Raw genomic sequence first — 23,035 nt, forward strand, 5'->3', positions numbered from 1 at the left:
AAATCACGGTGGATAAGGCCGGAGATAGAAGTAAACAGAATATTTCAGATTCTACATTGTCGATGATTATATATAATTGGATGACAACTAATTTTCTACAACACGAGATTGGTCCTCCGTGACGGTCGACCGCATCAACTGTGTTGAGATACATGTCTAAGAATGATACTAACGGCAAGTCTGAATCGTCCTCGTCCCTCCCGCGAACCTCCGTCTCCCGCCGTTCGATACTCTCCATGCTCGGCGTCGGCGGCCTCGGGGCCGTCGGTGTACTCTCAGGAGTAGCCAGTGCACACCCAGGTGGCGTTACCGACGACCCATCCGAGTCGGACGGCCACGAGGTCCACCGCGGTCTGAACGGCCACGGGGCACCTGACCCGAGTCAACCGCTCAGCGACCTCGACGCCGAGCACAACAGTGTCGTCAGCAGCGGTCCATCTGCTCACGTCGTCAAGAATCTCGCACTCGCGGGACGCGGTGAACGCCTCCTCCCAAACGGAACGACCGACGTGTGGGCACTCGATGGCTATGCCTATATCGGGACGTTCAACACGCCCTGTGGGACGGGTGCCGGAGCCGGAAGTGGCGAACTCGTAGACGACCTACTCGGCCCCGGAATCACCGTCTTCGACGTCAAGAACCCCAACAAACCGAAGTACGTCGGCAGCGTCCCCTCCGTGGCTGGCAGTCGAACTAACGACGTGAAAGTCGCGAACATGAACTCCGGTCGTATCCTCGCGCACTCCAACGAGTCCTGTGGCGGCGGCCCAGGTGGCTTCGAACTCTACAACGTCGACGACCCGCTCGCACCGCAACACCTTGCACACGTCCAGACCGACGATATCAGCGCGTTCATGCGTGTCAACTTCGGATTCGTCGACTTCGGCGTCCACAACCTCTGGTTCTTCACGCAAGGTGCGAAGGACTACATCGCCGCCGTCGTCGAGAGCGAGTTCGGCAACTTCCAGATATTCGATATCACGGACCCGGAAAACCCAGAGCTCGTGAGCGGATGGGGTGCCGAGAGCCTCCTGTTCCCCGACGTCGATTGGGCTTCGACGACCGACTTCAACAAGATACTCGAAGCAGACGCCTACCTGTTCAGTGGCTACGGTACCTCACAGAACCGCTTCCTGCACGACGTGACCGTCAGCGAAGACGGCACCCATGCGTACCTCGCCAACTGGGACGCCGGACTGGTCCTCCTCGACATCTCGGACCCGGCGAACCCAGAGCTCGTCTCGGTTGCTATCGACCCGTCAGCAGGCGACGGCGAAGTCAACAGTCACCAGGCGTTCCCGAACGCAGACGGCAGCGTCGTCGTCGAAAGTGAAGAGGACTTCAACCCGTTCTCGCTCACGTTCGATATTACGAGTGGCCCCAACGCGGGCGGATATCCTGTCTCGGAAGGGGCAATCACCAACCCCATCGCCGACCTCCCCGACGGCACGATGAGCGGTCCAACGACGTACGTCGGCCTCGCGTGTGACGCAGCCACCGTTCCCCCCGCACCATCTCCAGACCACATCGCGGTCATCCAGCGCGGGGTGTGCGCCTTCTCCTCGAAGGGCCAGAACGTCATCGACGCTGGCTACGCAGGCATGGTCGTGTTCAACGACGAAGCCCGTGGCGACGCACTCGTGACGATGGGGGGAGACCCAATCGACATTCCCGGTGTGTTCGTCGGCCACTCGACGGGCCTCGCGATTCTCGGCGTCGCCGACGATTCTGGCCTCGCTGTCGGCCAGAGCGGTGCGTCAGTCGAAGTCGAGAGTGGCTACGGTCGCTGGGGCAACCTCCGCATCTGGGACTACTCGAACGAATCGAGTCCAGTACTCGCCAGCGAGTTCGACACGGTGTGCAGCGCCAACCCCGACGATGAGAGTTGCGACGGTCGTGGCACCTACTCGGTCCACAACATCATCGTCGAAGACGACATGGTGTACATCTCGTGGTACTCCGACGGCGTGCTCATCCTCGACATCAGCGACCCCTACAACCCCGTCGAAGTCGCTCGGTACAGTCCGGGTGGGGAAGACTTCGAAGACCAGAACGGTGGCATCCAGGACGTCTGGGGCATCGACAAAGAGAAGAACAGCCCATGGATTTACGCTTCCGACCGCAACGGTGGTCTGTACGTCCTGAAGGAACTCGGCTCTGGCTCCGAAAAGCGAAACCGGTAACGACACCAACCGACAGGTCACCGTGACCTGAACAGACGGACCGAAACGCCCGACTCGAGACACCCGAAGGCGAACGAACTCGTCTTCGGATACTCGTCGAACGAGACGAGGATTTTTCCGAGTACATCATCTCGCGACGCAACACCGAAAACGCGCTCGGCACGCCCGTCGAACCGACACCAAAAATGAGAGTCTGTGTTCTTCGCCGCTACGCGGCGGGTTCGATGTTCTGGTTCACGTGGAAGAAGTTCTCGGGGTCGTACTTCGCCTTCACCTTCTGTAACCGCTCGAAGTTGTCGCCGTAGGTGGCGCGAATCCGCTCGCTTCCTTCTTCCATCATGAAGTTGACGTACGACCCACCGAGGGTGTGCGGGTGGACTGCTTCCCAGTACGCTTTGGCCCAGTCGGTCAGTTTGTCGACGTTCGCCGGGTCGGGGTCGACACCGACGATGACCATCGACCAGTTCGCGTCGCGGACGGACCACGCAGTCTCGTCGCTGTCCACGTCGTGGACGGCACCGTCTATCGGGTAGAGGTGCATCGACGACTGTGGGGTCGGCACTTCCGCGAAGCGCTGGTGTTCGTCGATAGCTTCGTCGCTCAGTTCGCGCACGAAGTCACCTTTCCAGTACCACTGGTCGCCTTCCGGATAGAGGTCGTCGAACATCCCTTGGAGTGCGGGGTACGGCATCTCTCCGACGTGTTCGAACATCGGTTCGGCCACGTCGCGGGCAGTTTGGAGCATCGATTCGGCTTGCTCCTCGCCTCCCAAGCAACACCACATCAGTCCGCACATCTTCTCGCCGTGAATCTCCGGTGGGAACGGGTCGCCTGGAACCTCACCGACGAGGTAGAAGGCGTACACGTCCTCGGGTGCCTGCCGCACCCAGTCACGGTACCAGCGCATCGTCGTCTTCAACTCCGACAACGGCCAGAACATCGGTCCGGCGACGACTGTATCCACTGGGTGGAGCGTGAATTCGAACGAGGTGACCACACCGAAGTTGCCACCGCCGCCACGAATCGCCCAGAACAGGTCTTGGTTCTCTCGTTCGTTCGCGTGTACCAACCGCCCGTCGGCTAGCACCACGTCGGCACCGACTAGATTGTCGATCGTCAGGCCGTACTTCCGTGTCAGATAGCCGTGCCCGCCGCCGAGCGTCAGTCCGCCGACACCCGTCGTGGAGATGATTCCGCTGACCGTCGCCATGCCGAACGCGTGGGTGGCGTGGTCGACGTCACCCCACCGGCAGCCTGCTTCGACAGAAACGGTCTGCGCGTCGGGGTCGACACGGACGCCGTTCATCTCCGAGAGGTCGATGACCAGTCCGTCGTCCACCAACGACAGGCCCGGTCCGTTGTGTCCGCCGCCCCGAACCGCCGTCTCGAGTCCGCTCTCGCGGCCGTAGTTGACCGCTGCGATGACGTCCGCGACGTCAGTGCACTTGGCAATGAGCTGCGGACGCTTGTCTATCATCGCGTTGTAAATCGCTCGTTCTTCGTCGAACTCCGGGTCCCCAGGGCGTATCAAGTTCCCCCGGAACGAGTCCCGAAGTTTGCCGGTAATCGTTGCATCGTCTCTTGCTGTAGCCATTGTTGCCTCACGCGCACCCCCACCATCGTTTGTTCGTCGTCCGAATGCAGAAAGTGCGCTAGCTCTAGTACTCCACACGGTGTGTTATTCGTTACCATTTGTCTCAGGGAACACCGAGTTCCCGAGATAGTGGACAAAATGCGCCTGAATTCGTGGACTTCACTCACTCTTGAGAGTCGGTCGTCGAGACACAGAACACGGGGTGTCGACGGCAAAACAGGACTCGACTGCCGAGTTCGTCGACGACGTTACTGTGTCGCCGATTCCGATTCCGATTCCGATTCCGATTCCCGTCGCGGTTCACGAAACGCCGAGAGCGCGTCACCGTCTTCACCTGCTCGAGAGAGGATGGTCACGATGTCGTCGGGGGAGACGATGGTGTCACCGTGCGGCGTGAGTTCGCGGTCGTCGCGTTCGATGGCGATGACGAGCGTGTCCTCGTCGAGGATGCCCTGTCGAGCGGCCTCTTCGAGCGCGAGGTTGGCGATGGGGGCGTCGGACTGAACGGTGACTTCGACGACGCTCGCGTTGCCGGTGAGGCTGATGAAGTCGTTCGCTTCGGGCGTTTGGTCACCATCGTTGGGGTCGAAGGGGCCGTACGGGGCGAATATCTCCTCTTCGACGAGGTCTTCGTCCTCGATGTGGATACCGATGTCCGTGAGGCGTCGGGCGATACGTCGGAGGTCGCTGGTACTCTCACCGACCGCGAGGACGTGGAGGTTCCGACGGCCGGTCATCAGTGTCCGAACGTTGATCACGCCCGGAATCGCGCGCGCCTCGTACGCGGCCGCCTGGCGTTCGGTCACAGGCACGTCACAGAGGTAGAGGTTGGTGAGTTTGCCGCCGGCGAGTTCGAAGTCGACCTGTGTGTTGTATCCACGAATGATGCCGACGTCTTCGAGTTTGTGGATACGATTTCGGATGGTCGCCCCCGAGACACCGGCCGCTGCCGCGAGCGCGCTCGCGGAGGTGTCGCGGGCGTCGTCCATGAGCGCGTGGAGGATACGTCGGTCGATCTCGTCGAGCCGGTGGTCGATGTTGCGGTATGGCATGTAGCTGGAAGAGTTAGGTTTCCGAAATTCAATACCACCGTTTCTCATATAACGCTTTTCTCGTAGGGTCGGAGTTTGCGACACAGAATATGCAGGCGTGTTCCGACAGACGCCTACCCGATGGTTCGAGCGCGTTAGGGCCGATTCGACGACTCCACCCAGGCCGTGTGTCCTCCGTCGCGATTGGTTCGGAAGTGAAAAAATATTGGGCACTATATTGCTGATTCAAAAATTGAAAGAGAACATTTATCTCACATCCCAACCTGGGACAGCCATGAATGGAGTGACAGCCGACAGTGGTCCGCTGGACGGACATCGAAAAAAAACCGGTTCGCTTCGCCTCGTCGGAGAACGGGGTGTCGTCCAACGGTGGATAGCCCGCAACCACCAGGTGAGTCGACGTCGGTACCCACCGACGGTCAGCGGAGGTGGCTGAAGAGATGTCCATCCTCGAGCGCGTCGTCGTACCGGTTGCTGACGAACGAGACGCAATCGCGACTGTGACTGCACTGGCTCCGTATCTGGCCGACATCCAGCACGTGACCGTCGTACACGTCATCGAGAAAGGTGGTGGAGTGGTCGATAAAGCACCCATGGAGAAACGGGTCACCGACGCGAACGGATTCCTGTCGACGGTCGAAACACGACTCGGCGAGCGCGTGACCGTCGAGACGCGAGTCGAGTTCGGAACGAACGTCGCCGAGAAAATCGTCGCGACGGCGCGTGAGACCGACGCGACGGCAATCGCGTACCACTCTCGTGGTGGCACCCGTCTCGCGCGGTTCCTCTCCGGAGATACCACGACCCGACTCGTGACAGACCCCGAACTGCCGGTCGTTTCGCTCGACTCGGCAGGGCGTGTACACACGTCACCGAATCGGTACGGCGGAGACGACGACACCGAGGTCAGCGGATGAGTGACGAAGAACTCGCGAAAGACCTCGGTCTCCTCTCGGCACTGACGATCGGCATCGGGACGATGATCGGAGCGGGTATCTTCGTCTTGCCAGGCGTCGCGGCCAGAACTGCTGGCCCGGTGGTCGTTGCCTCGTTCGTCGTCGGTGGCCTCATCGCGCTCGTGAACGCGTTGTCCGTCTCCGAACTCGGGACGGCGATGCCGAAAGCTGGCGGCGGCTACTACTACGTCAATCGCGCACTCGGTCCGCTGTTCGGTTCCATCGCGGGCCTCGGTGACTGGATGGGGTTAGCGTTCGCGTCGGCGTTCTACAGCATCGGCTTTGGGCAGTATCTCGCCACGCTAGTCTCGATGCCGGACGTCCTGTTCCTCACCGACGTCCAGGTCGGTGCGCTCGTCGCAGGTGCCATCTTCGTCGGTGTCAACTTTATCGGCGCGAAGGAGACCGGCGGGGTGCAGACGGTCATCGTCACCATCCTGCTGGCGATTCTGGCCCTCTTCGCGATACAGGGCTGGCTGTCGTTCGACCTCGCGACGCTTCTCGGTGACGGTGGCGTCGCCCCGCTGGGGTACGGTGCGATTCTCCCAGGGACGGCACTCGTGTTCGTCTCCTTCCTCGGCTACGCGAAGATTGCGACCGTCGCAGAGGAACTGAAGAATCCAGGGCGGAACCTCCCGCTCGCCATCGTCGGCAGCGTCGTCATCGTGACCGTCCTCTACTCGATTCTGGTGAGCATCATGCTCGGTGTGGTTCCGTGGCCGGACCTGAGCCAGAGTGCACCGCTGACCCAGGCGACACTGGTGGCATTCCCCGGCGGGTTTGCGGGAATCGCGGTCACTATCGTCACCCTGGGTGCCCTGTTGGCGACTGCCTCCAGCGCGAACGCGTCGATTCTGGCGTCCGCCCGAATCAACTTCGCCATGGGGCGAGACCGAATCGTGACCAACTGGCTCAACGAGATTCACCCGACGTACGCGACACCGTACCGCTCGATACTCGTCACGGGCGCAGTGATCATCGTCTTCATCGCGGCGCTCGGCCGCGACATCGAAGTGCTCGCGAAAGCCGCGACGGTCCTGCACCTCGTGGTCTACGCACTCATGAACGCCGCGCTCATCGTCTTCAGGGAGACCGACCCCGAGTACGACCCTGCCTTCACCGTTCCCCTCTATCCGATTACGCCGATCGTCGGCATCGCGCTGTCGCTCGGTCTGCTGGGATTCGTCGGGGGCGACGAACTCCTCCTCTCTGGGTTGTTCGTCGTCGGTGCCGTCGTCTGGTACGTCGTCTACGCGCGGAAGAACACCACCGAACAGGGGTTGCTCGGACGGTACATCCTCGACAGGGACGGCGACCTGCCTCCAGCAGTCGTCGGTGCAGCGGCGACCGTCGCGCCCGATGGCTCGGGGTACGCCTCGGACACACCGTCGACGATGGTTGCCCTCTCGAATCCACGAACCGAGCGGGCCCTCGTGACGCTCGGAGCCACACTCGCAAAGCACGACGGCGGCCGTCTCGTCGCGACGCACGTCATCCAGGTACCGGACCAGACCTCGTTGGAAGCTGCAGCAGCCCAGCGTGACCGCATCTCGACGACGTCGAACCAGCTCATGGCCGATGCACGGCGCGACGCCGAGGAGTTAGACGTCCCAGTCGAAACTCGGACCATCCTCTCCCACGAAGGGCTCCGCGAAGTGTTCAACCTCGCGCGCGAGGCCGGTGTCGACAGATTAGTCATGGGCCACAGTGGGACGAAACTCCACGGCGGGCGGGTCGAGGGCGCGCTCGACGAACTGACCCACGACCTCCCGTGTGACGTCCTCGTCCTCGACGAACGGGGGTTCGACGCGAGCGACGTTCTCCTCCCGACAGCGGGTGGTCACTCCTCGGACCTGTCTGCGTCCGTCGCGAAAGCGTTGCAGGAGACGACCGGCGCACGAATCTCGGTCCTGCACGTCGCCGACACCGTCACCGAGGGCCGTGAGTTCATCGAACAGTGGGCCGCAGAACACCAACTGGACGACGTGGAACTGCTCGTCGAGACGGGAGACGTCGAGACCGCAATCGGCGACGCGGCGGCCGGTAAGTCACTCGTCATCGTCGGAGCGACAGAGCGAGGACTGGTGTCCCGAATCGTGGGCGGGTCGTTGAAGCTCTCGGTGCTCGACGACCTCGAGACGACCGTGTTGCTGGCCGAACGGCCACATCCCCGGTCGATTCGGGAGCGTCTGTTCGGCTGAACCGACACGGCAGGGAAAAAGCCCTCTGGGGTTCAGATTTCACGGCGCGCTGACGTTCGCAGGAAAGTTTGGGCTCTAAGGGAAGTGATATTTCAGGCCTTGGCCCGGCGTTGTATTCCGAATAGTAGTATCCATGCATTGTCACAAATCGTCAGGGGTGAAACGTTCCGCTCGCAGAGAGTACCGTTCTTGAGCCCGGTGCCGGTATCTGGTCGGTGCCGGAAGCAAAGCGCACTCTCCTCGCGGTCGAAATCAAAGAGATAGAGCGCACGAGCCCCACCGAGACGGCAGGGAGTTCGCCAGAGAAGAAGCAACGCGACGTGTTCCGGGCGTCGTCGTCCTGATGGCGATGCACGTCGTCGTGGCTGCGGTGTGTGGGGGGACACTGACGAGGATTGGACGAGAGAGTCGCGGCGTCTGAACGACTTATCTCTGCTCCTACTTCGCCGTGAGTCGTTGGAGGTGGGGCGACGTCACCCAACATCTGCGCGTCTTCGTTTGTAGTTTCGATACGAAGTCACAAATCGTCCACATTCCTTTTATACCATCGCTCGAAGTCCACCGTCCGTTTATCGTTCCAAATGTCGTTGAAGTTGTTCTCTAATATTTCGACGACGTTCCTGTCTTCTGTCCAAAATTTAGCCGTCCGTCTGCCATCTTGTATAGTGGGAGTCAGCAGGAAACCAGCGCAGTGTGAATCGATGAACACGCCGCGGAACCACGGCGTCGTTCGGTAGAGCCTGACGTGTACATTCTTCCACTTCTCACTCTTTAAATTGTCATAGAACCAATCAAATTGTCTTTCGAATTTGTCATTCGTTATTAACTCGTTATCTTGGAATTTCGATCGGCGTGCGGCCTCGATGCCCGACAGACCAGCGTCGGAGGCATTCGACTCTGCCAGGGGGTCCAACAACAAGATTCGATGTTCAACGTTTGGATTCGGGAATTGCTCGTCCTGTATCTTGTCCACTGTCGCCATGTGCATCGAAATCATATCGACTTTGACCGCAGCGTTATCTGCTGCTGGTTTGATGAGGTTCTTGAAGTCGATGGAGTCCTCGACGACTCGCACATCGGCGTGAGGTGAAAATATCCCCGAGATAAGCTCGGGGCGATACCTCTCTTCGAATATCTCAGACAGTTCCACGATTCGCTCTCTGAAAAACCAGATTCCGGTTATTATCGTGATGATTGCAGAAATCGTGAAAATAGATGGGGAAAGGCCGGCCATTATGTATTTATTTTATCAAATCTGCCGTATTAAATCCCCCAGTCGCCTCGTGCTCGTCTGCAATTCTGGCGATATCGAGTGAGTTCGTACGGGTCACGGGTTCGAACCTCGGTCGCAACGAGTTGTTCTCTGATTCGAACCGCGATAGCGGTTCAGATTTCACTGCTCACTGGCGTTCGCAGGAAATATGGGCCCTATGGGGTTCGAACCCATGACCACCCGGTTATGAGCCGAGCGCTCTGACCAGACTGAGCTAAGGGCCCTCGGTCGATTCTTTTCCGGCCGTCCTCTTATGTCTTATCAGAAGGCGTCGCCATCGAGGAGTCGAATCACAGTCGCTCACCGAGTGACTGAAGCGAAAAGCGCCGCCGCCAGGACTCGAACCTGGGACCACCTCGTGTCTGCGGACGGCAGCCGAAACTGCGGTCCCTAACAGCGAGGTGCTCTACCAACTGAGCTACGGCGGCTCGCACTCGATTGTATCGAGAGCAGTTTGAAGTGAATTTCGCTTTGGACGAGGTGTCACCACTTCGGAATCGGGTCGTGCAGACGCTCGAATAACGGTACGACTCGAAGTCAGTGAAAGTGAGAGAAGCGCCGCCGCCAGGACTCGAACCTGGGACCACCTCGTGTCTGCGGACAGCAGCCGGGACTGCAATCCATAACAGCGAGGTGCTCTACCAACTGAGCTACGGCGGCTTTCGTCTGCATTGCTTCGTATTCGACGTTTCTTGATAGGGCTTTCGTTTTCACCCGACGGCTGGCAGATGCCAGCGACTGACGAGGTCACCGCTGCACCGTCACGTTTTCGCCGGCAGGGGCGGAACCCACCTCCATGACACACTCGGACCTCGACTCGGTCGTCGCCGCGGTCCGCGAGCGTATCGACCCCGACGAAGAGGAACGTCGGGCGCTCGTCGACGCGGCGGCGGAACTAGAGTCACGCGTCCACGACGCCCTCGCGGACCTACCCGTCGACGCCGACGTGCTGCAAGTCGGCAGTACCGCCCGTGGCACGTGGCTCTCCGGTGACCGCGACATCGACCTCTTCGTCCGGTTTCCCGAGGACCTCTCGCGCGAGAAGCTGGCGGAGTACGGCCTCACCGTCGGCCACGCCGTGCTCCCCGATGGGCACGAAGAGTACGCCGAACACCCCTACGTCAAAGGCGACTACGAGGGCTTCGACGTGGACCTCGTCCCCTGCTACGACGTGCCCACAGCGCCCGACATCCGCTCGGCAGTCGACCGGACGCCCTTCCACAACACCTACCTCACCGAGCGCCTCGACGACGACCTCGCGGCCGACGTGCGCGTGTTCAAACGCTTCTTGAAGGGAATCGGCGCCTACGGGAGCGACCTCCGAACAGAGGGCTTCTCGGGTTACCTCGCCGAACTGCTCGTCCTCGAATACGGCGGGTTCGAACCGCTGCTCCGCGCCGCCGCCGACTGGAAGCCACAGGTCGAGTTCGACCCCGAAGACCACGGAACACGGAGCTTCTCGGACCCACTCGTCGTCATCGACCCGACCGACCCCGAGCGAAACGTCGCCGCCGTCTGTTCGGCCGAGAACGTTGCCCGGCTCCAGCATTACGCCCGCAGTCTCCTCTCGAACCCCCGCGAAGAACTGTTCTTCCTCGCCGACCCGCCGGCGCTGGATGCCGAGGGTATCTGCGACCACCTCGAACGCCGTGGGACGACGCCCGTCGCTATCGTCTTCACCGCGCCGGACCTCGTCGACGACCAACTCTATCCACAGCTTCGGAAGTCCCTCGACGGCGTCGCAGACGGACTCGACCGTCGCGAGTTCGACGTGTTCAGGAAGGCGACGTTCGCGGCCGGCGACGCGGTGCTGTTCGTCGAACTCTCGGTCGCAGAACGCCCCCGAGTCGAGCGCCACGATGGGCCACCGGTCCACGTCAGAAACCACGCCGAAGGATTCTACGGTGCCTACGCCGACCACGGCGACGACCATTACGGCCCGTTCCTCGATGGAGACCGGTTCGTCGTCGAACGACCACGTGAGTTCACGACGGCGACGGCGTTCCTCACGAGCGACGCGCTGTTCGACGTCGCACTCGGGAAACACGTCGAGTCGATGCTTCGAGAAGACGGCTACGAAGTTCTCGTCGGCGACGAGGTTGCGACGCTCGCCGACTCGTTCGGAGACGAGTTGGGTCGCTACTTCGACCCGAGGCCGTGAACGTCTCGAATCTCGTCGACGAGTTCGACGTTCTTCTGGTCGGGTTCTTCGTCGGGGTCCATCGCGAGTCGGCCGTCGAACGTCTCGTGGACGATTGCGACGCCTTCTGACAACGTATCGAGGCCGTACCCACCTTCGAGAACGAACGAGAGCGCGGTGTCTGTCTCCTCGCAGATGTCACGGACACGCTCGGTGAGCATCGCGTACCCCTCCGTCGAGACGCGCATCCGGGAGATTGGGTCGTGTCGGTGGGCGTCGAATCCGGCGCTCACGATGAACAGGTCTGGGTCGAACTGCTCGACTGCGGGGCCAATCGTCTCTTCGAACGCGTAGACGTAGTCGGCGTCGCCCGCACCTGCCCGGAGTGGAACGTTGAGGTTCGTCCCCTCCGCGTCGCCCGTGCCGGTCTCTTCGACTTCGCCCGTTCCGGGGTAGAGTCCGTCTTCGTGAATCGAGGCGTAGAACACGTCCTCACGGTCGTAGAAGATGTCCTGTGTTCCGTTTCCGTGGTGGACGTCCCAGTCGAAGATGGCGACGCGCTCGGCGAGTCCATCGTCGATGACCGCCTGCGCGGCAACGGCGGCGTTGTTGAAGAAACAAAAGCCCATGGCGTCGTCTTCGACGGCGTGGTGTCCCGGTGGGCGGCCGAGTGAGAACGGCGTGTCGCGTCCGTTCTTCCCGTCGAGGGCCGAGCGTGCGGCCCACTCTGCGAGACCAGCAGACGCGAGTGCGGCGACCCACGACGCCTCGACGGCGACCGTGTCGGGGTCCCAGTTGCCCCCACCGCGCTGGCAGAACGATTCGAAATCGTCGACGTAGTCGGTGTCGTGGACGGCGGCGACCGTCGATTTGTCGGTCGGGGGTGCTTCGATGTATTCGACGCCGTGGCGTTTCGCCAGTCCTCGTCGAATCGCGCGGAGGCGGTCCGCAGTCTCTGGATGTCGCGGCCCAGTATCGTGCTCGAGACATGCCTCACTGTAGCCGAAGCGCATTATTCGAACAGGGAGAAGTAGGTCTCGATATCCTCGGCTTGGACCGTCCGCCGGTCGGCGTGGTGAGCGAGTTTGACCGCCGCACTCGCCACGTTGTTGGCGTAGTCTTCGAGGATATCGGCCAGAGCGATTCGCGCGTCCATCGCGACGCGGTAACGGTCGTCGATTTGGAGCCGTGCGATACGGTCGATGGGTGCGACGGGGAGGTAGAGGTCGTCTCGGTCGACGACCTGCTGGACGCCGAAGTCTTCGGCCATCAACGTCTTGCGACCGTCCGCAGTCGCCCGTTCGGCGGCGTCGATCGCCAACTCGGAACCGCGCTCTTGAATCCGGCGAGCGAGTTCCTCGGCCGCACCCGCACTCACCCGTAGGTCACCCGCGTTCTGCCGGATAATCGCGTCTACCGGGGCGAACGGTAGCTCGACACTCATACCCACATATCGGGTCCGTCCGGCGTATAATCCTTTCCGTCGCGGCGGCTTCTGGATTTTATCCAAACCGCGTCGCTGGATACCCGTCTGATTCGGCGACACACAGCCCGTCCTGTGTGACTCGCGTGTCGTCGGTTATCGCTTCGCGCCGGTGTGAACTTCGACGGAGTCTGCGGTGATGCGGCCGTCAGTCTCGGTTCCGTTGACGGTCACGTCGTCGCCGAGTCCGAGTTCGGCGTCGGTCTCGACCGTCTTGGTCTGCGTGCCGTCGTCGAGGATGACCGGGTTGCCGGCTTGAACGACCGTTCCCGTGAACTCGACCGCTTCACCGTCGGCACTCGACGCGGACGTCTCCGCAGTTGTACCACTGGATTCGGTGGACTTCGACGAGGCGTTCTCACCGGAGAACGCACCGAGGCCCTGGTCGCTCGTCGAACCCGACGTGTCGTCGGTGGTCCCACTCGCGCCGTCGGGAGCGTCGTCCATGACCGTCACAGACGACCGCCAACCAGCAGAGGCTTCCAAGTCGTCCTGCCAGCCATCTTTGATTTGGACGTCGGTGACGACGACGTAATCCGCGAGGTCGACGTCGGTGTCGGCTTTCTCGCCCCAGAGTGCGACGCGGATGTCACCGGTGTCGTCTTTCACGCGGATGTTCCGGACCTGACCTTGCGACCCGTCGTCTCGGTCGAACGTCCGTTTGCCGTCTGCTTCGATGACGCCACCTGCGATGTCGACCGTCTGGCCGATTTCGAGGCTGGCGATATCCGTCGTCTCGGGGACGTACTCGATAGACTCGTCGATGACCTCGACGGCACCGCGCGACCCGACGTGGAGTTCGAGGGAGCCATCTCGCTCGCGGACGTATCCATCGACGACTTCGACGGACACGCCGGGTTCGAGTTCCTCCGCGAGGTCCGCTCGTTCGTCCCAGAGCGTGACGCGGATGCGGCCCGTCGAGTCACCGAGCGAGAGGTTCGAGACACGGCCTTCGGTGCCGTCGTCGCGGTCGAACGTCCGGACGTCGCCCGTATCGAGGAGTTTCCCTTTGAGGTTCACGTCCGACAGACCCAACGCGAGGTCTTCGACGCGGTAACTGTCGAGAATCTGGACGTCGACCTCGGCCTCGATGTCCTCTTCGACCTTGCTGGCGCTGACTTCGACGCCGTTGTAGCCGTCTTTCGGCCGGCCAGCGATACGGAGGACCGTCCCGACTTCGAGGTTCTCTTCGGCACCCGCGGCCATCTGGTCCCACAACGAGACGCGAATCTGGCCCGTTTCGTCCGCGACTTCGATGTTGAGGACGCGCCCGTCTTCGTCTTCGCCGTCGCGTTCGAAGGTCCGAATCTCGCCGATGCTGACGACCTTGGCGAGGAACTTCACGTCCTCCATGCCGGGTTCGATGTCGGCGATTCCGTTGACCTCCTCGTCGCGGAGTTCGTGGGCGATGAGCATCGCTGCGGTCTCTTCGTCCGCGAGACCACCCATCTGTTCGACCTTGTCTTTCACCGCGGCCTCGAACTTCTCGAATTCGACGTCTGTGTCGAGGTCCTCGTAGACGTCTTCGATGACGCCCATCAGACGTCACCCCCCTGTCCACTGTCCGCACGTCGCCGCAGACCACACGTCGTACTCATTCTAGCGTCGAACAGGGAAGGGCGGCGCTTAAGCGTTGTTTTCCTCGTGGTTTGTACGGTGGAGCAGTGACCCGAATCAGACGGCATACCGAGTGGTGGCCTCGGCATCACGTAAGAACCTTCGCGGCGGTATCGAGACGGTCGAGGGCGTGAACCACGCTTCGAAATCAGGACTCATATCTCGCGTTCTGCGACCGTCCGGGTCCCGTTCGCGTCGTCGTGGACGACGACGACACGTCGAGGGAGTTGGTACTCGAACCGAAGTTCCACTCGATAGCCGAGCGCAACGAGCGCCTGTGTACACGCTTCGTCAGGGGAGACGTCTTCGACAGTCTCGGTTGTGACGCTGGCAGTGTCCGAGTCGGTGTCGTAGTCAGCGGCCGCGAGGCGGAGCACCGAACACCCAGTCGGTCCCCAGAGACACCCGTCGATGGGGACGACACCGTCGGTGGCAGTGTGGATGGTCGCCTGTCCCTCAGTCGGGCAGTTCTCCGCCGATTCCGGGGAGAGCGACCGTTCGACCAACACGGGGAAACTTGGTGTCGGTTCTGTCGTCTTCGCCGTCGTCGTCTGCTCGTCGTCGGCGTCTCCGTCGTCGGCCGCACATCCCGCGAGCGAGACGCACAAGCCAGCGACTCCAGCGAGGATGGCGCGTCGATTCACTGTCGGGGGTACGACACGTCCGCAAAAAGTCCTTGCGTCGAGGTGGTCACACCCGGCCGAAACACTCGCCTCGGTCGGTCGTCTCGTACTCCGTCCCCGTGCCGTGGTCCCGCGGTTCACTGAGAGTTCACATCGTAACCGTCTTAAGTAACCACCCAGTACCTGTGAGTGCAGCAAGACAGTCCTGATAGGGTAGTGGACTATCCTCCTGGCTTGCGGAGCCAGGGACCGGAGTTCAAATCTCCGTCAGGACGTTTCTCTTCAGAACCCAACCTTCGAGAGCCCTCCGTGGCTCTCGATTCGTTCTGTATGTGTACGGACTCCAAGGAGATTTGAATAGGGAGCAAATCTCTGATTTGCGAGTGGATTCCCGCGAGTCCACGAGCGGGAGTTCGTGAGGCGTGAAGCGTCTCACGGTGTTCAGATATCCGTTAGAGCACCCACTACGTTCAGCCCTGACGTTTCTCTTCAGAACCCAACCTTCGAGAGCCCTCCGTGGCTCTCGGTCTGTTCGGTGTGACCACCCCAGAGAACCCTCTCTGTCTCGGGGGCACGGGCGCTCGATTTCTCTGTCGGTAAAAACCAGTATCGACGAGACTACCGCTGACACACAACACTGACCGACCGGCGTCGTCACTCAGAGCCAGTCGAAAATGTGAGTTTAGGCCTCGTCGTACGGGGGTTCGGGCCCAAAGGTCTCGTCGTCCTGTCGAGGGACAGTCGAGGGTGTCCTGGCACTGCGTGGCCGGGGACGTGGAGGCACCTCGGACCGAGGAGCGACAGCCCAGGCTTCGTGGCAATCTGGACAGTAATTGCCTTTGTACATCCGGGTGAACATGTAGTTGTCACCACAGCGGATACACACGGGAGACTGAGTCATCGTTCGAAACCTCGGTCGAGGGTTGAGTGGGCGTTCATGTGCTATCACACCACATATGTCGCCGAGACGGATAAGTATGACCTCAATTTACAGGGTAATCCCCACACGGCACAGAGTTATCGCTATACTAACCACTACCGCGTAGACGTGACCAAACAGTGACACTGAGTCGGGGTGGGTGTGTCAAACGTGGCAGATTTCGAATATCGTCGCGAATAGTATCTGTTTTCGAGTGAAGTTCAACCGCAGATTCTGACGCGGTGGCGCGGTGGATGCGGACGTTTTTACGCGACAACGGCCCACTACGCCCATGGACGACTCGCTTCGGGCCGGTGTCGCCATCTACAACGCCGGGTCGTATCGGGCGGCCCACGGCGCGTGGGAATCGACGTGGCTGGACCTCGAAGACGGGAGTGACGACGAGCGGTTCCTCCACGGACTCATCCAGTTTACTGCCGCCGTTCACCACGCCCGCGAGGGAAACCACTCCGGTGCGACCGGACTGGCCGAGAGCGCCCAGGGGTATCTCGATGGCCTTCCAGACACCTACCGGGGCGTCGAACTCGACGGGGTTCGCGCGTATCTCGCGCAACTCGAATCCGACCCCGACGTGGCCGTTCGAGACGACCCACTCGAACTTCGTGTCGACGGCCACGTGGTCACACCCGACGAACTCGATTTCGACGCGATCGCCGTCGCCGCCGAGGTGCTCGCAGAGGAGTTAGACGGATACGACGAGGCAATCGTCGCGGACGCGGTCGCGTACGCCCGCGAAGAAGTCGCCGACGGGACACAGACACAGTTCACGGCGATGGTGTTCGACTTCGTGCAAAACGAGGTTCAGCGCGGACTCGTCTATCAGCGAATGGGAGAACACGTCCGATTGCGGCGGCGGCGAAAAGACGACGTCAGTGGGCTGTTCGAGTAGTCAAAAATCGACGCAGGTTCAGACTTCGTCGAGCGGTTCGCCCTCGAACGTATACTCGGCAGAGTTGTCGACTGGGTCGTAACCGAGCACGTCGCGGGCGCGGTCGATAGAGTAGTACTTTCGGTCGTTGTTGGAGATGCCGTAGACGATTTCGAAGTCGTAGTCGGCCTCGACACAACACTCGAAGAGATGTGCACAGTCGCGATACGAGAGCCACATCGCCTGTCCACGTTCGTACTCTTTGGGCGGGTGGTGTTGCGTGAGATTGCCGATACGGACGTTGACGACAGAGATGTCGTGGTGGTCGTGGTAGTACCGACCGAGCGTCTCACCGGTGGCCTTACTCACACCGTAGAGGTTGCTGGGGCGAGGGAGTTCGGTTCCATCCAGACGGAACTCGTGGTGAGAGCGGTACATGTCCGGAGTGCGCTCTTCGGTTTCGTACGCGCCGACAGCGTGGTTCGACGACGCGAAGGCGAACTTCTCGACACCCGCCTCGACCGCCGCTTCGTACATCTTCTGGGTACCGTCGATGTTGTTCCGGAGGACGCTATTCCACGGTGCCTCTGGGCGGGGGTCACCGGCGAGGTGGATGACCGCGTAGACGCCTTCCATCGCGTTCTTCACGGCAGTTTCGTCGGTGATATCCGCCACGTACACGTCCGTCGGGTCGACGGAGTCAGGAATCTTCTCGTCGGGTAATGGCTCGCGGTCTAACAGCCGCCAGTCGTAGGCGTCGCCGATGTGACCCAGTATCGCCTGGCCGACGCGCCCGCCAGCCCCCGTAAGCAAAACCGGCTGGTCCATTCGGTTCAACGTCCGCCGAGGGAGGCTAAGTAAGGACCGGTTCGCGCCTGCAAACACGTTCAACCGGCGAACTTTAGCCGCGAACGACATATCACTCGGCATGGTCACCGACCCACAGACGGCCTGCTTCGAGGCAGGCATCAAGTTCGGCACGCTCTACCACCAGTTCGCGGGGACGCCCGTCTCGCCGGCCAGTGCACGCAGTCTCGAACGCGCGATGGCAGAGGCCATCGAGAACCAACCGTACTGCGAGTCCGTCTCGGTCGACATCCTCGACGACGAACTCGACGCAGAACTCGCAGACTCGGCGGCCGACTACACCGAACTCACGGGTCGGTTCATGGAAGTCGAGATGCGAATCGAGTACGAAGGCGTCACGGTCGACACGCGAATGGAGATGGAAGACGGCTACCCGTTGATGAAACTCGTCTCGGTCGAGTGAGGGTAGTCCATCCGACGCGAGAAATCGGCCTCGACTCCCACCGAGTCGCGCGATTTCACTTTCACTTTCGGGGTCGTTTTTAAACCCCCACGTGCCGAACGTGTTGGCATGAGTCAAGCTACCCTCGGCGACGACGACCTGTTCGGAGAGGCAGCAGCGGAAATGCGTGCAGATGTCGAGGAACATCTCGACGAGGCGCGTGCGGTTCTCCCCGACGCAGACGACGTGTGGAACGCCGACGCCGACAACGTTCTCGGCGTTCTCAACGGCCTTCGCTCCTCGCTGAACGTCGAAGACGCCACCGAACACCTGCGACAGGCCAAGAAGTGGTACGTCATCGGCGAACGCGCCGACGCGTTCGACGACCCGGAGGACCTCGAAGAAGCAATCGAAGACCTCGAAGAACTCCTCGGGATGGTCGAAGAGGCCCACGAACTCGTCGGCGAACTCACCAACACGATGCCGCAACTTCGTGGCGCACTCACCGACGCGGCAGAAGCGGCCGACGACGAAGAAGAAGAAGAGGAAGAAGAGTAACCGAACCCGAAGAACCGACAGCCAACTACGCGTCCGTGTCGAACGGTCGCCGTCTCACTCGCGGCCACGCGCCTCGACTGCGTCGAGGAGTGACGCCAGTGCGTCGGCCGCGAGCGACGCCAGTTCTTCTCCACGCGCCGCGTCGCCATCGGCCGGGTCGCCGACGACCCCGTTGTCGGTGAATTCGTCGGAGTCGTGGGCGAGGTTGACGCCCGAAACCCACTCTCCCCAGCGAGCTGCTGCGCCATCTCTCGCCTCGTCGATTCGGTCTTCACGGACGAGTTCGGGGTGGGTATGCCGGAGGAGTGCCGTTTCGAGTGGGCCGGCGTGGCCCATGTCTTTCGAGTGTTCTCCGACGGCGTCGAACCACGTGAACGCGACAGCGTAGGCGTCGCCCGTCCGCGAGAGTCGCCGACAGACTTCCGCGAGCGCTTCGACGTTGCCGCCGTGACCGTTGACGACGACGACGCGGTCGAATCCGTGGAACGCGAGCGACTCGATAGTCTCGCGGACGTACGCGCGGAAGGTGTCGGGAGAGACCCACAGCGTCCCGTCGAAGGCGCGGTGTTCCTCGGCGATACCGACCGGAATCGTCGGGGCGACGACGACGTCGCCGTCGAAGGCGTCGGCGCCTGCTTCGGCGATAGATTCGGCGTTGAGGAAGTCCGTGCCGAGCGGTGCGTGCGGCCCGTGTTGTTCGGTACTCCCGACGGGGAGGACCGCGAGGTCGGTGTCGAGGTCGGCGGCGTCGGTCCAGGTGGCCTCGGAGAGTCGCATAGCGAGAGAATGGGTGGGGTGGCCTTAGTGGTAGGCGCTTTCGTCGGAGAGTCAGAGAGTGGGAGAGTCAGAGCGTCGGAGAGTCAGAGCGTCGGAGAGCGAACCGGAGGCCCTCTTCAATCGTCGCTGGCGTCGACTTCCGCCTGTCGGCGCGCGGCGCGTTCGACGAACTCGTCGGGGAGTTGGTCGATTTCGCCGGCTTGAACGCCCCAGAGGTGTGCGTAGAGACCGTCGGCAGTCAGCAGGTCGTCGTGGGTGCCGCGTTCGACGATACGACCGTCTTCGAGGACGACGATTTGGTCTGCGTCCTTGATGGTCGAGAGGCGGTGAGCGATGCTGAACGTCGTTCGGTCGGCGGTGAGTCTGTCGAGCGACCGCTGGATGAGCATCTCCGTCTCGGTGTCTACGTCCGAGGTCGCCTCGTCGAGGACGAGGATTTCGGGGTCTTTGAGGATTGCGCGGGCGATAGAGACGCGCTGGCGCTGGCCACCCGAGAGTTTCACGCCGCGCTCTCCCACTTTCGTGTCGTAGCCCTCTGGGAGGTTCGAGATGAACTCGTGGGCTTCGGCGGCCTTGGCGGCGGCGACGATGTCCTCGTGACTGGCGTCGAACGTCCCGTAGGCGATGTTCTCTTCGACGGTTCCGTAGAACAGGAACGTCTCTTGGCTGACGTAGGCGATAGACTCGCGGAGACTCGATAGTGCCACGTCGCGGACGTCCTGTCCGTCGATTCTGACCGACCCGTCGTCCACGTCCTCAGAACTCTCTGAGTTCTGATGGGCTGTGGCAGACTTCTTCGAAGTCGGCCAAACGTCGTACATCCGCATCAGGAGTTTGAGCACGGTGGATTTGCCCGCGCCGGTCGGACCGACGAGTGCGAGCGTCTCACCGCCGCCAACCTCGAACGAGATGTCTTCGACGATGGTCTCGCCGTCGTCGTATCCGAACGTGACGTCGTCGTATTCGACGCGACCCTCGGAGACGGTGAGGTCAGGTGCGTCGGCCTTCTCGGCGAGGCGGGCGGGTTCGTCCATCAACCCGAAGATTCGGGCGCTAGAGGCGTGCGCACGCTGGTACATGTTGATAATCTGTCCGAACTGGGCGAGTGGCCAGACGAACTGTTGGGTCAGGAGGATGAACGTGACGAACTCACCGACTGCCAGCGTCCCCGTGAACGGACCGGGTCCTTCCCCGTTGATGACCCAGAGACCACCGACGACGAAGGTGAGCGTGAATCCGATGCCGGCGAGGATTCGCAGTGCCGGGAAGAACTTGATTCGGGTGTTGATGGCGTCCCAGTTGGCGTCGAAGTAGTCCATCGAGACGCCGTCGACGCGGTCGGATTCGTGCGACTCTGCGTTGAACGTCTTGATGACCTGGATACCGCCGAGGTTGTTCTCCAACCGCGAGTTGAGTTTGCCAACAGACGAGCGGACGTCGGCGTACTTCGGTTGGATGATGTCCACGAACTTCCACGTGAACAGGGCGATGAGTGGAATTGGCAGGAGGGCGACGAGCGCCAGTTGCCAGTTGTACGAGAGCAAGACGGCGGCGATGGCGAGGACCATCACGGACAGGCGGAAAAAGGAGTTCATGCCGTCGTTGAGGAACCGTTCGAGTCGGTTCACGTCGTTCGAGAGGACGGACATCATCTCGCCGGTCTGTTTGTCCGCGAAGAAGTCCATGTTGAGCAGTTGCATCCGGTCGTAAGTGTCGACGCGGACGGCGTGCTGGATGTTCTGCGCGTACGAGTTCCAACCCCAGTTTCGGAGCCAGTGGAACACCGCACCACCGGTGAAACTGAAGACGATGATTCCGACGGCGAAGAAGAACTGCCCGGACTGTGTCGCGGGGACGAACGGTGCGACCCACGCTTCGGGGATAACGGGGAATCCGGCCGCGAAGGACTTCTCTTGTCTGATGATGGCGTCGATGGCGAGACCAAGAACGACCGGTGGGACCAAATCTAAGACGCGGGCGGCGATGCTGGCGAAGAGACCGACGAGAAACTGCAGTGTGTTCTCACGACCGTATTCGGAGAACAACCGCCGCATCGGGTTTTCGACCCGTTCTTTCTGGTCTTCGAACGGGTCGTCGTCTGTATCAGGAGGCACGAACACGTTTCAAGGGGCGCTCACAGTAAAGTTCTCGGGTGCGGGTGGCCTCCGCCGGTTCCCAGTCGGTCAGTTCGTGGCCCGAAGCGCTCGGACGGTGACGACACCCTGTGCGACAGAGCGGGCGAACGTCGCCGCGATGAGCGCGAGCGAGACAGGGAGTCTGAACTCGGGGCGACCGACGGCGAGGAACAACGAGAACAGATAGCCGCGGGCCGGGATGAAGTCGCCCCCTACAGTTTTCTAACGTCGGAGACGACCCGGCGGTACTCGGTGAGCCCAGATTAACATCCAACTTTGCACATTTGACTTGTAGTTTATTGTAGTAGTATTCGATAAATTTGGAGTGAGCAGTAGTTTGAATAGGGCGTGTGAGTAAACGCTCTTATGCTGGGGTGCCTCTGAAGACACCAGCACTGTCTCCTATCCGGGGTGCCCGGCCCGGTGTAGGGGACAGAGGGATTTCCCTCTCGCTTGTCCATCTCTGCGGAGTCCGCTGAGAGCGTGAGAATAACCAGGTAGACGAGAGCGAGAGCTCTCTAACGTCTCCGAATCGGCGATTGTGAGCGAGTGCGGCCGCAGGTGGAGGCGGTCGCCCTAGAGAACACGAGACTCTATCTCTGGGTCGAGTCCCGACTCGGCCAAGTCCTCCCGGATTCGTGTCCGAAGCGGGTCTGGAACCGTGCCGCGTCCGACCGGGACCGCCGTCTCGCCGTCTTCTTTCACCTTCCAGTAGAGGACACAGTTCGACGGTTCGTAGTACTCGATGCTGTAGGCGTCGTCGGCGCCGCGGTAGTGGACACGTGCAGCAAACTCCTCTGCGAACCAGCCTTCGAGTTCGGATAGCGCGTCAACGTGGTCGCCCATGTGAGCAGACACAGTGGCCACCCCTTCGGTCGTTTCGCTTTCAGTCGACGAGGACCTGGTCGCCCACTTCGATATCCGTCTCGTTCGTGTAGCCGTAGGGGAGTTCGAGGACGTACTTCCCCGTCCCACGATACCGGGTGAGGTCCGACTCGCTCGTCCCTTCGGGGTCGAGTTCGGCGTGGTGAATGGTGGTTATGGTGCCGTTTTCGGCGACGAAGACGATGTCGAGCGGGAAGTCCATATCGCGCATCACGTAGGCGTAGCTCCCCGGCGAGTCGTGGACGAACCACATTCCCTCGTCTTTCGCGAGCGACTCGGTGTCGCTCAATCCGGTGTAGCGCTTGGCGTAGGTGTCGGCGACGCGTGCGTCGACAGTTGCGAGCGTTTCGCCCGTCTCGTCGTCCACGACCGTCAGCGTGGTTCGCTCGTAGTCGTCGGTCGTTCCCGGCACGGCAGCAGGGTTGGTGAGATAGGCAACGGTGGCGACGACGACGACGACGGCCGCGACGAAGAGGGCGATTCGTGCGCGAGAGATCATTC

The 23,035-nt window shown here is 61.4% G+C and carries 22 protein-coding genes and 4 tRNA genes; 9 read left to right on the forward strand and 17 right to left on the reverse strand.

Annotated features, from left to right (window positions below):
• Positions 1–152: 152 nt before the first annotated feature.
• Complete coding sequence (locus GJR99_RS06785; protein WP_151110536.1) at positions 153–2,183, forward strand: PA domain-containing protein; 2,031 nt, start codon at positions 153–155, stop codon at positions 2,181–2,183.
• A 208-nt stretch (positions 2,184–2,391) separates the two neighbouring features.
• Here the strand turns inward: GJR99_RS06785 and GJR99_RS06790 are convergent, their stop codons facing one another.
• Together GJR99_RS06790 and GJR99_RS06795 are read right to left on the reverse strand one after the other, a co-directional pair.
• Positions 2,392–3,777, reverse strand: a complete 1,386-nt coding sequence (locus GJR99_RS06790; protein WP_151110538.1) for an FAD-binding oxidoreductase — start codon at positions 3,775–3,777, stop codon at positions 2,392–2,394.
• 248 nt (positions 3,778–4,025) lie between these two features.
• Positions 4,026–4,829 carry an Lrp/AsnC family transcriptional regulator gene (locus GJR99_RS06795; protein ID WP_151110540.1) on the reverse strand — a complete coding sequence of 268 codons (804 nt, stop codon included), beginning with the start codon at positions 4,827–4,829 and terminating at the stop codon, positions 4,026–4,028.
• 440 nt (positions 4,830–5,269) lie between these two features.
• Here GJR99_RS06795 and GJR99_RS06800 point away from each other — a divergent pair, with 440 nt between their 5' ends.
• The 3 genes from GJR99_RS06800 (at position 5,270) to GJR99_RS17720 (ending at position 8,330) form a co-directional block, all read left to right on the forward strand.
• Complete coding sequence (locus tag GJR99_RS06800) at positions 5,270–5,746, forward strand: universal stress protein (RefSeq protein WP_151110542.1); 477 nt, start codon at positions 5,270–5,272, stop codon at positions 5,744–5,746.
• Positions 5,743–7,986, forward strand: a complete 2,244-nt coding sequence (locus tag GJR99_RS06805) for an amino acid permease (protein WP_151110545.1) — start codon at positions 5,743–5,745, stop codon at positions 7,984–7,986. The genes GJR99_RS06800 and GJR99_RS06805 overlap by 4 nt, the downstream gene beginning before the upstream one ends.
• Before the next feature lie 215 nt (positions 7,987–8,201).
• Positions 8,202–8,330: a hypothetical protein gene (locus GJR99_RS17720; RefSeq protein WP_255518301.1), complete on the forward strand. Its 129-nt coding sequence runs from the start codon at positions 8,202–8,204 to the stop codon at positions 8,328–8,330.
• 173 nt (positions 8,331–8,503) lie between these two features.
• On the opposite strand, the gene GJR99_RS06810 is transcribed toward GJR99_RS17720, so the two are convergent.
• The 4 genes from GJR99_RS06810 to GJR99_RS06825 form a co-directional block, all read right to left on the reverse strand.
• The gene (locus tag GJR99_RS06810) at positions 8,504–9,220 is read right to left on the reverse strand and encodes a hypothetical protein (protein ID WP_151110547.1); all 717 of its coding nucleotides are present in this window, start codon (positions 9,218–9,220) and stop codon (positions 8,504–8,506) included.
• 188 nt (positions 9,221–9,408) lie between these two features.
• Positions 9,409–9,483: transfer RNA gene (locus GJR99_RS06815), tRNA-Ile, on the reverse strand.
• 100 nt (positions 9,484–9,583) lie between these two features.
• Positions 9,584–9,687, reverse strand: a tRNA-Asn gene (locus tag GJR99_RS06820).
• A gap of 128 nt (positions 9,688–9,815) precedes the next feature.
• A tRNA-Asn gene (locus GJR99_RS06825) sits at positions 9,816–9,919 on the reverse strand.
• Positions 9,920–10,055: 136 nt separating this feature from the next.
• On the opposite strand from GJR99_RS06825, the gene cca reads away from it, so the two are divergent.
• Positions 10,056–11,420 (forward strand): CCA tRNA nucleotidyltransferase, encoded by a 1,365-nt coding sequence (gene cca, locus GJR99_RS06830; RefSeq protein ID WP_151110549.1) that lies wholly within the window; start codon positions 10,056–10,058, stop codon positions 11,418–11,420.
• Here cca and GJR99_RS06835 read toward each other — a convergent pair.
• From GJR99_RS06835 to GJR99_RS06850, 4 genes are all read right to left on the reverse strand, one after another.
• Positions 11,399–12,412 carry a histone deacetylase family protein gene (locus GJR99_RS06835; protein WP_151110551.1) on the reverse strand — a complete coding sequence of 338 codons (1,014 nt, stop codon included), beginning with the start codon at positions 12,410–12,412 and terminating at the stop codon, positions 11,399–11,401. The two genes, cca and GJR99_RS06835, sit on opposite strands and share 22 nt — an antisense overlap.
• Positions 12,412–12,843 carry a histone gene (locus GJR99_RS06840; RefSeq protein ID WP_151110553.1) on the reverse strand — a complete coding sequence of 144 codons (432 nt, stop codon included), beginning with the start codon at positions 12,841–12,843 and terminating at the stop codon, positions 12,412–12,414. The genes GJR99_RS06835 and GJR99_RS06840 overlap by 1 nt, the downstream gene beginning before the upstream one ends.
• Before the next feature lie 135 nt (positions 12,844–12,978).
• Positions 12,979–14,421 (reverse strand): single-stranded DNA binding protein, encoded by a 1,443-nt coding sequence (locus GJR99_RS06845; protein ID WP_151110555.1) that lies wholly within the window; start codon positions 14,419–14,421, stop codon positions 12,979–12,981.
• Between the two features lie 233 nt (positions 14,422–14,654).
• Complete coding sequence (locus tag GJR99_RS06850) at positions 14,655–15,143, reverse strand: hypothetical protein (RefSeq protein ID WP_151110557.1); 489 nt, start codon at positions 15,141–15,143, stop codon at positions 14,655–14,657.
• 181 nt (positions 15,144–15,324) lie between these two features.
• On the opposite strand from GJR99_RS06850, the gene GJR99_RS06855 reads away from it, so the two are divergent.
• Positions 15,325–15,397 (forward strand) — tRNA-Arg (locus tag GJR99_RS06855).
• A gap of 407 nt (positions 15,398–15,804) precedes the next feature.
• Here GJR99_RS06855 and GJR99_RS17950 read toward each other — a convergent pair.
• Complete coding sequence (locus tag GJR99_RS17950; RefSeq protein ID WP_151110559.1) at positions 15,805–16,023, reverse strand: DUF7564 family protein; 219 nt, start codon at positions 16,021–16,023, stop codon at positions 15,805–15,807.
• A 310-nt stretch (positions 16,024–16,333) separates the two neighbouring features.
• On the opposite strand from GJR99_RS17950, the gene GJR99_RS06860 reads away from it, so the two are divergent.
• Positions 16,334–16,951 carry a DUF309 domain-containing protein gene (locus GJR99_RS06860; RefSeq protein ID WP_151110561.1) on the forward strand — a complete coding sequence of 206 codons (618 nt, stop codon included), beginning with the start codon at positions 16,334–16,336 and terminating at the stop codon, positions 16,949–16,951.
• An 18-nt stretch (positions 16,952–16,969) separates the two neighbouring features.
• Here the strand turns inward: GJR99_RS06860 and azf are convergent, their stop codons facing one another.
• A complete protein-coding gene (azf, locus tag GJR99_RS06865) occupies positions 16,970–17,758 on the reverse strand; it encodes an NAD-dependent glucose-6-phosphate dehydrogenase (RefSeq protein ID WP_151110563.1) in 789 nt (262 codons plus the stop codon).
• Between the two features lie 100 nt (positions 17,759–17,858).
• Between azf and GJR99_RS06870 the strand changes: the two genes are divergently transcribed.
• The gene (locus tag GJR99_RS06870; protein ID WP_151110565.1) at positions 17,859–18,200 is read left to right on the forward strand and encodes a dihydroneopterin aldolase family protein; all 342 of its coding nucleotides are present in this window, start codon (positions 17,859–17,861) and stop codon (positions 18,198–18,200) included.
• A 108-nt stretch (positions 18,201–18,308) separates the two neighbouring features.
• Entirely contained in the window at positions 18,309–18,737 is a 429-nt protein-coding gene (locus GJR99_RS06875) for a DUF5790 family protein (protein WP_151110567.1), read from the forward strand.
• A 54-nt stretch (positions 18,738–18,791) separates the two neighbouring features.
• Here GJR99_RS06875 and GJR99_RS06880 read toward each other — a convergent pair whose 3' ends face one another.
• The 5 genes from GJR99_RS06880 to GJR99_RS06895 form a co-directional block, all read right to left on the reverse strand.
• On the reverse strand, positions 18,792–19,514 hold the full coding sequence (locus GJR99_RS06880) for a creatininase family protein (protein ID WP_151110569.1): 723 nt from the start codon (positions 19,512–19,514) through the stop codon (positions 18,792–18,794).
• 116 nt (positions 19,515–19,630) lie between these two features.
• A complete protein-coding gene (locus tag GJR99_RS06885) occupies positions 19,631–21,628 on the reverse strand; it encodes an ABC transporter ATP-binding protein (protein WP_151110571.1) in 1,998 nt (665 codons plus the stop codon).
• Positions 21,629–21,697: 69 nt separating this feature from the next.
• Positions 21,698–21,823 carry a hypothetical protein gene (locus GJR99_RS17725; RefSeq protein ID WP_255518302.1) on the reverse strand — a complete coding sequence of 42 codons (126 nt, stop codon included), beginning with the start codon at positions 21,821–21,823 and terminating at the stop codon, positions 21,698–21,700.
• Positions 21,824–22,225: 402 nt separating this feature from the next.
• Positions 22,226–22,495: a DUF7538 family protein gene (locus tag GJR99_RS06890; RefSeq protein WP_151110573.1), complete on the reverse strand. Its 270-nt coding sequence runs from the start codon at positions 22,493–22,495 to the stop codon at positions 22,226–22,228.
• Positions 22,496–22,535: 40 nt separating this feature from the next.
• On the reverse strand, positions 22,536–23,033 hold the full coding sequence (locus GJR99_RS06895; protein WP_151110575.1) for a DUF192 domain-containing protein: 498 nt from the start codon (positions 23,031–23,033) through the stop codon (positions 22,536–22,538).
• Positions 23,034–23,035: the final 2 nt, after the last annotated feature.

The organism is Haloferax marinum, assembly GCF_009674625.1.
Lineage (GTDB): Archaea > Halobacteriota > Halobacteria > Halobacteriales > Haloferacaceae > Haloferax > Haloferax marinum.

What these genes read in the sequence shown, in the direction of transcription:
- GJR99_RS06785 (WP_151110536.1), top strand. Translation starts at nt 153, where the DNA reads ATGTCTAAGAATGATACTAACGGCAAGTCTGAATCGTCCTCGTCCCTC.
- GJR99_RS06790 (WP_151110538.1), bottom strand. Translation starts at nt 3,777, where the DNA reads ATGGCTACAGCAAGAGACGATGCAACGATTACCGGCAAACTTCGGGAC.
- GJR99_RS06795 (WP_151110540.1), bottom strand. Translation starts at nt 4,829, where the DNA reads ATGCCATACCGCAACATCGACCACCGGCTCGACGAGATCGACCGACGT.
- GJR99_RS06800 (WP_151110542.1), top strand. Translation starts at nt 5,270, where the DNA reads ATGTCCATCCTCGAGCGCGTCGTCGTACCGGTTGCTGACGAACGAGAC.
- GJR99_RS06805 (WP_151110545.1), top strand. Translation starts at nt 5,743, where the DNA reads ATGAGTGACGAAGAACTCGCGAAAGACCTCGGTCTCCTCTCGGCACTG.
- GJR99_RS06810 (WP_151110547.1), bottom strand. Translation starts at nt 9,220, where the DNA reads ATGGCCGGCCTTTCCCCATCTATTTTCACGATTTCTGCAATCATCACG.
- cca (WP_151110549.1), top strand. Translation starts at nt 10,056, where the DNA reads ATGACACACTCGGACCTCGACTCGGTCGTCGCCGCGGTCCGCGAGCGT.
- GJR99_RS06835 (WP_151110551.1), bottom strand. Translation starts at nt 12,412, where the DNA reads ATGCGCTTCGGCTACAGTGAGGCATGTCTCGAGCACGATACTGGGCCG.
- GJR99_RS06840 (WP_151110553.1), bottom strand. Translation starts at nt 12,843, where the DNA reads ATGAGTGTCGAGCTACCGTTCGCCCCGGTAGACGCGATTATCCGGCAG.
- GJR99_RS06845 (WP_151110555.1), bottom strand. Translation starts at nt 14,421, where the DNA reads ATGGGCGTCATCGAAGACGTCTACGAGGACCTCGACACAGACGTCGAA.
- GJR99_RS17950 (WP_151110559.1), bottom strand. Translation starts at nt 16,023, where the DNA reads ATGACTCAGTCTCCCGTGTGTATCCGCTGTGGTGACAACTACATGTTC.
- GJR99_RS06860 (WP_151110561.1), top strand. Translation starts at nt 16,334, where the DNA reads ATGGACGACTCGCTTCGGGCCGGTGTCGCCATCTACAACGCCGGGTCG.
- azf (WP_151110563.1), bottom strand. Translation starts at nt 17,758, where the DNA reads ATGGACCAGCCGGTTTTGCTTACGGGGGCTGGCGGGCGCGTCGGCCAG.
- GJR99_RS06870 (WP_151110565.1), top strand. Translation starts at nt 17,859, where the DNA reads ATGGTCACCGACCCACAGACGGCCTGCTTCGAGGCAGGCATCAAGTTC.
- GJR99_RS06875 (WP_151110567.1), top strand. Translation starts at nt 18,309, where the DNA reads ATGAGTCAAGCTACCCTCGGCGACGACGACCTGTTCGGAGAGGCAGCA.
- GJR99_RS06880 (WP_151110569.1), bottom strand. Translation starts at nt 19,514, where the DNA reads ATGCGACTCTCCGAGGCCACCTGGACCGACGCCGCCGACCTCGACACC.
- GJR99_RS06890 (WP_151110573.1), bottom strand. Translation starts at nt 22,495, where the DNA reads ATGGGCGACCACGTTGACGCGCTATCCGAACTCGAAGGCTGGTTCGCA.
- GJR99_RS06895 (WP_151110575.1), bottom strand. Translation starts at nt 23,033, where the DNA reads ATGATCTCTCGCGCACGAATCGCCCTCTTCGTCGCGGCCGTCGTCGTC.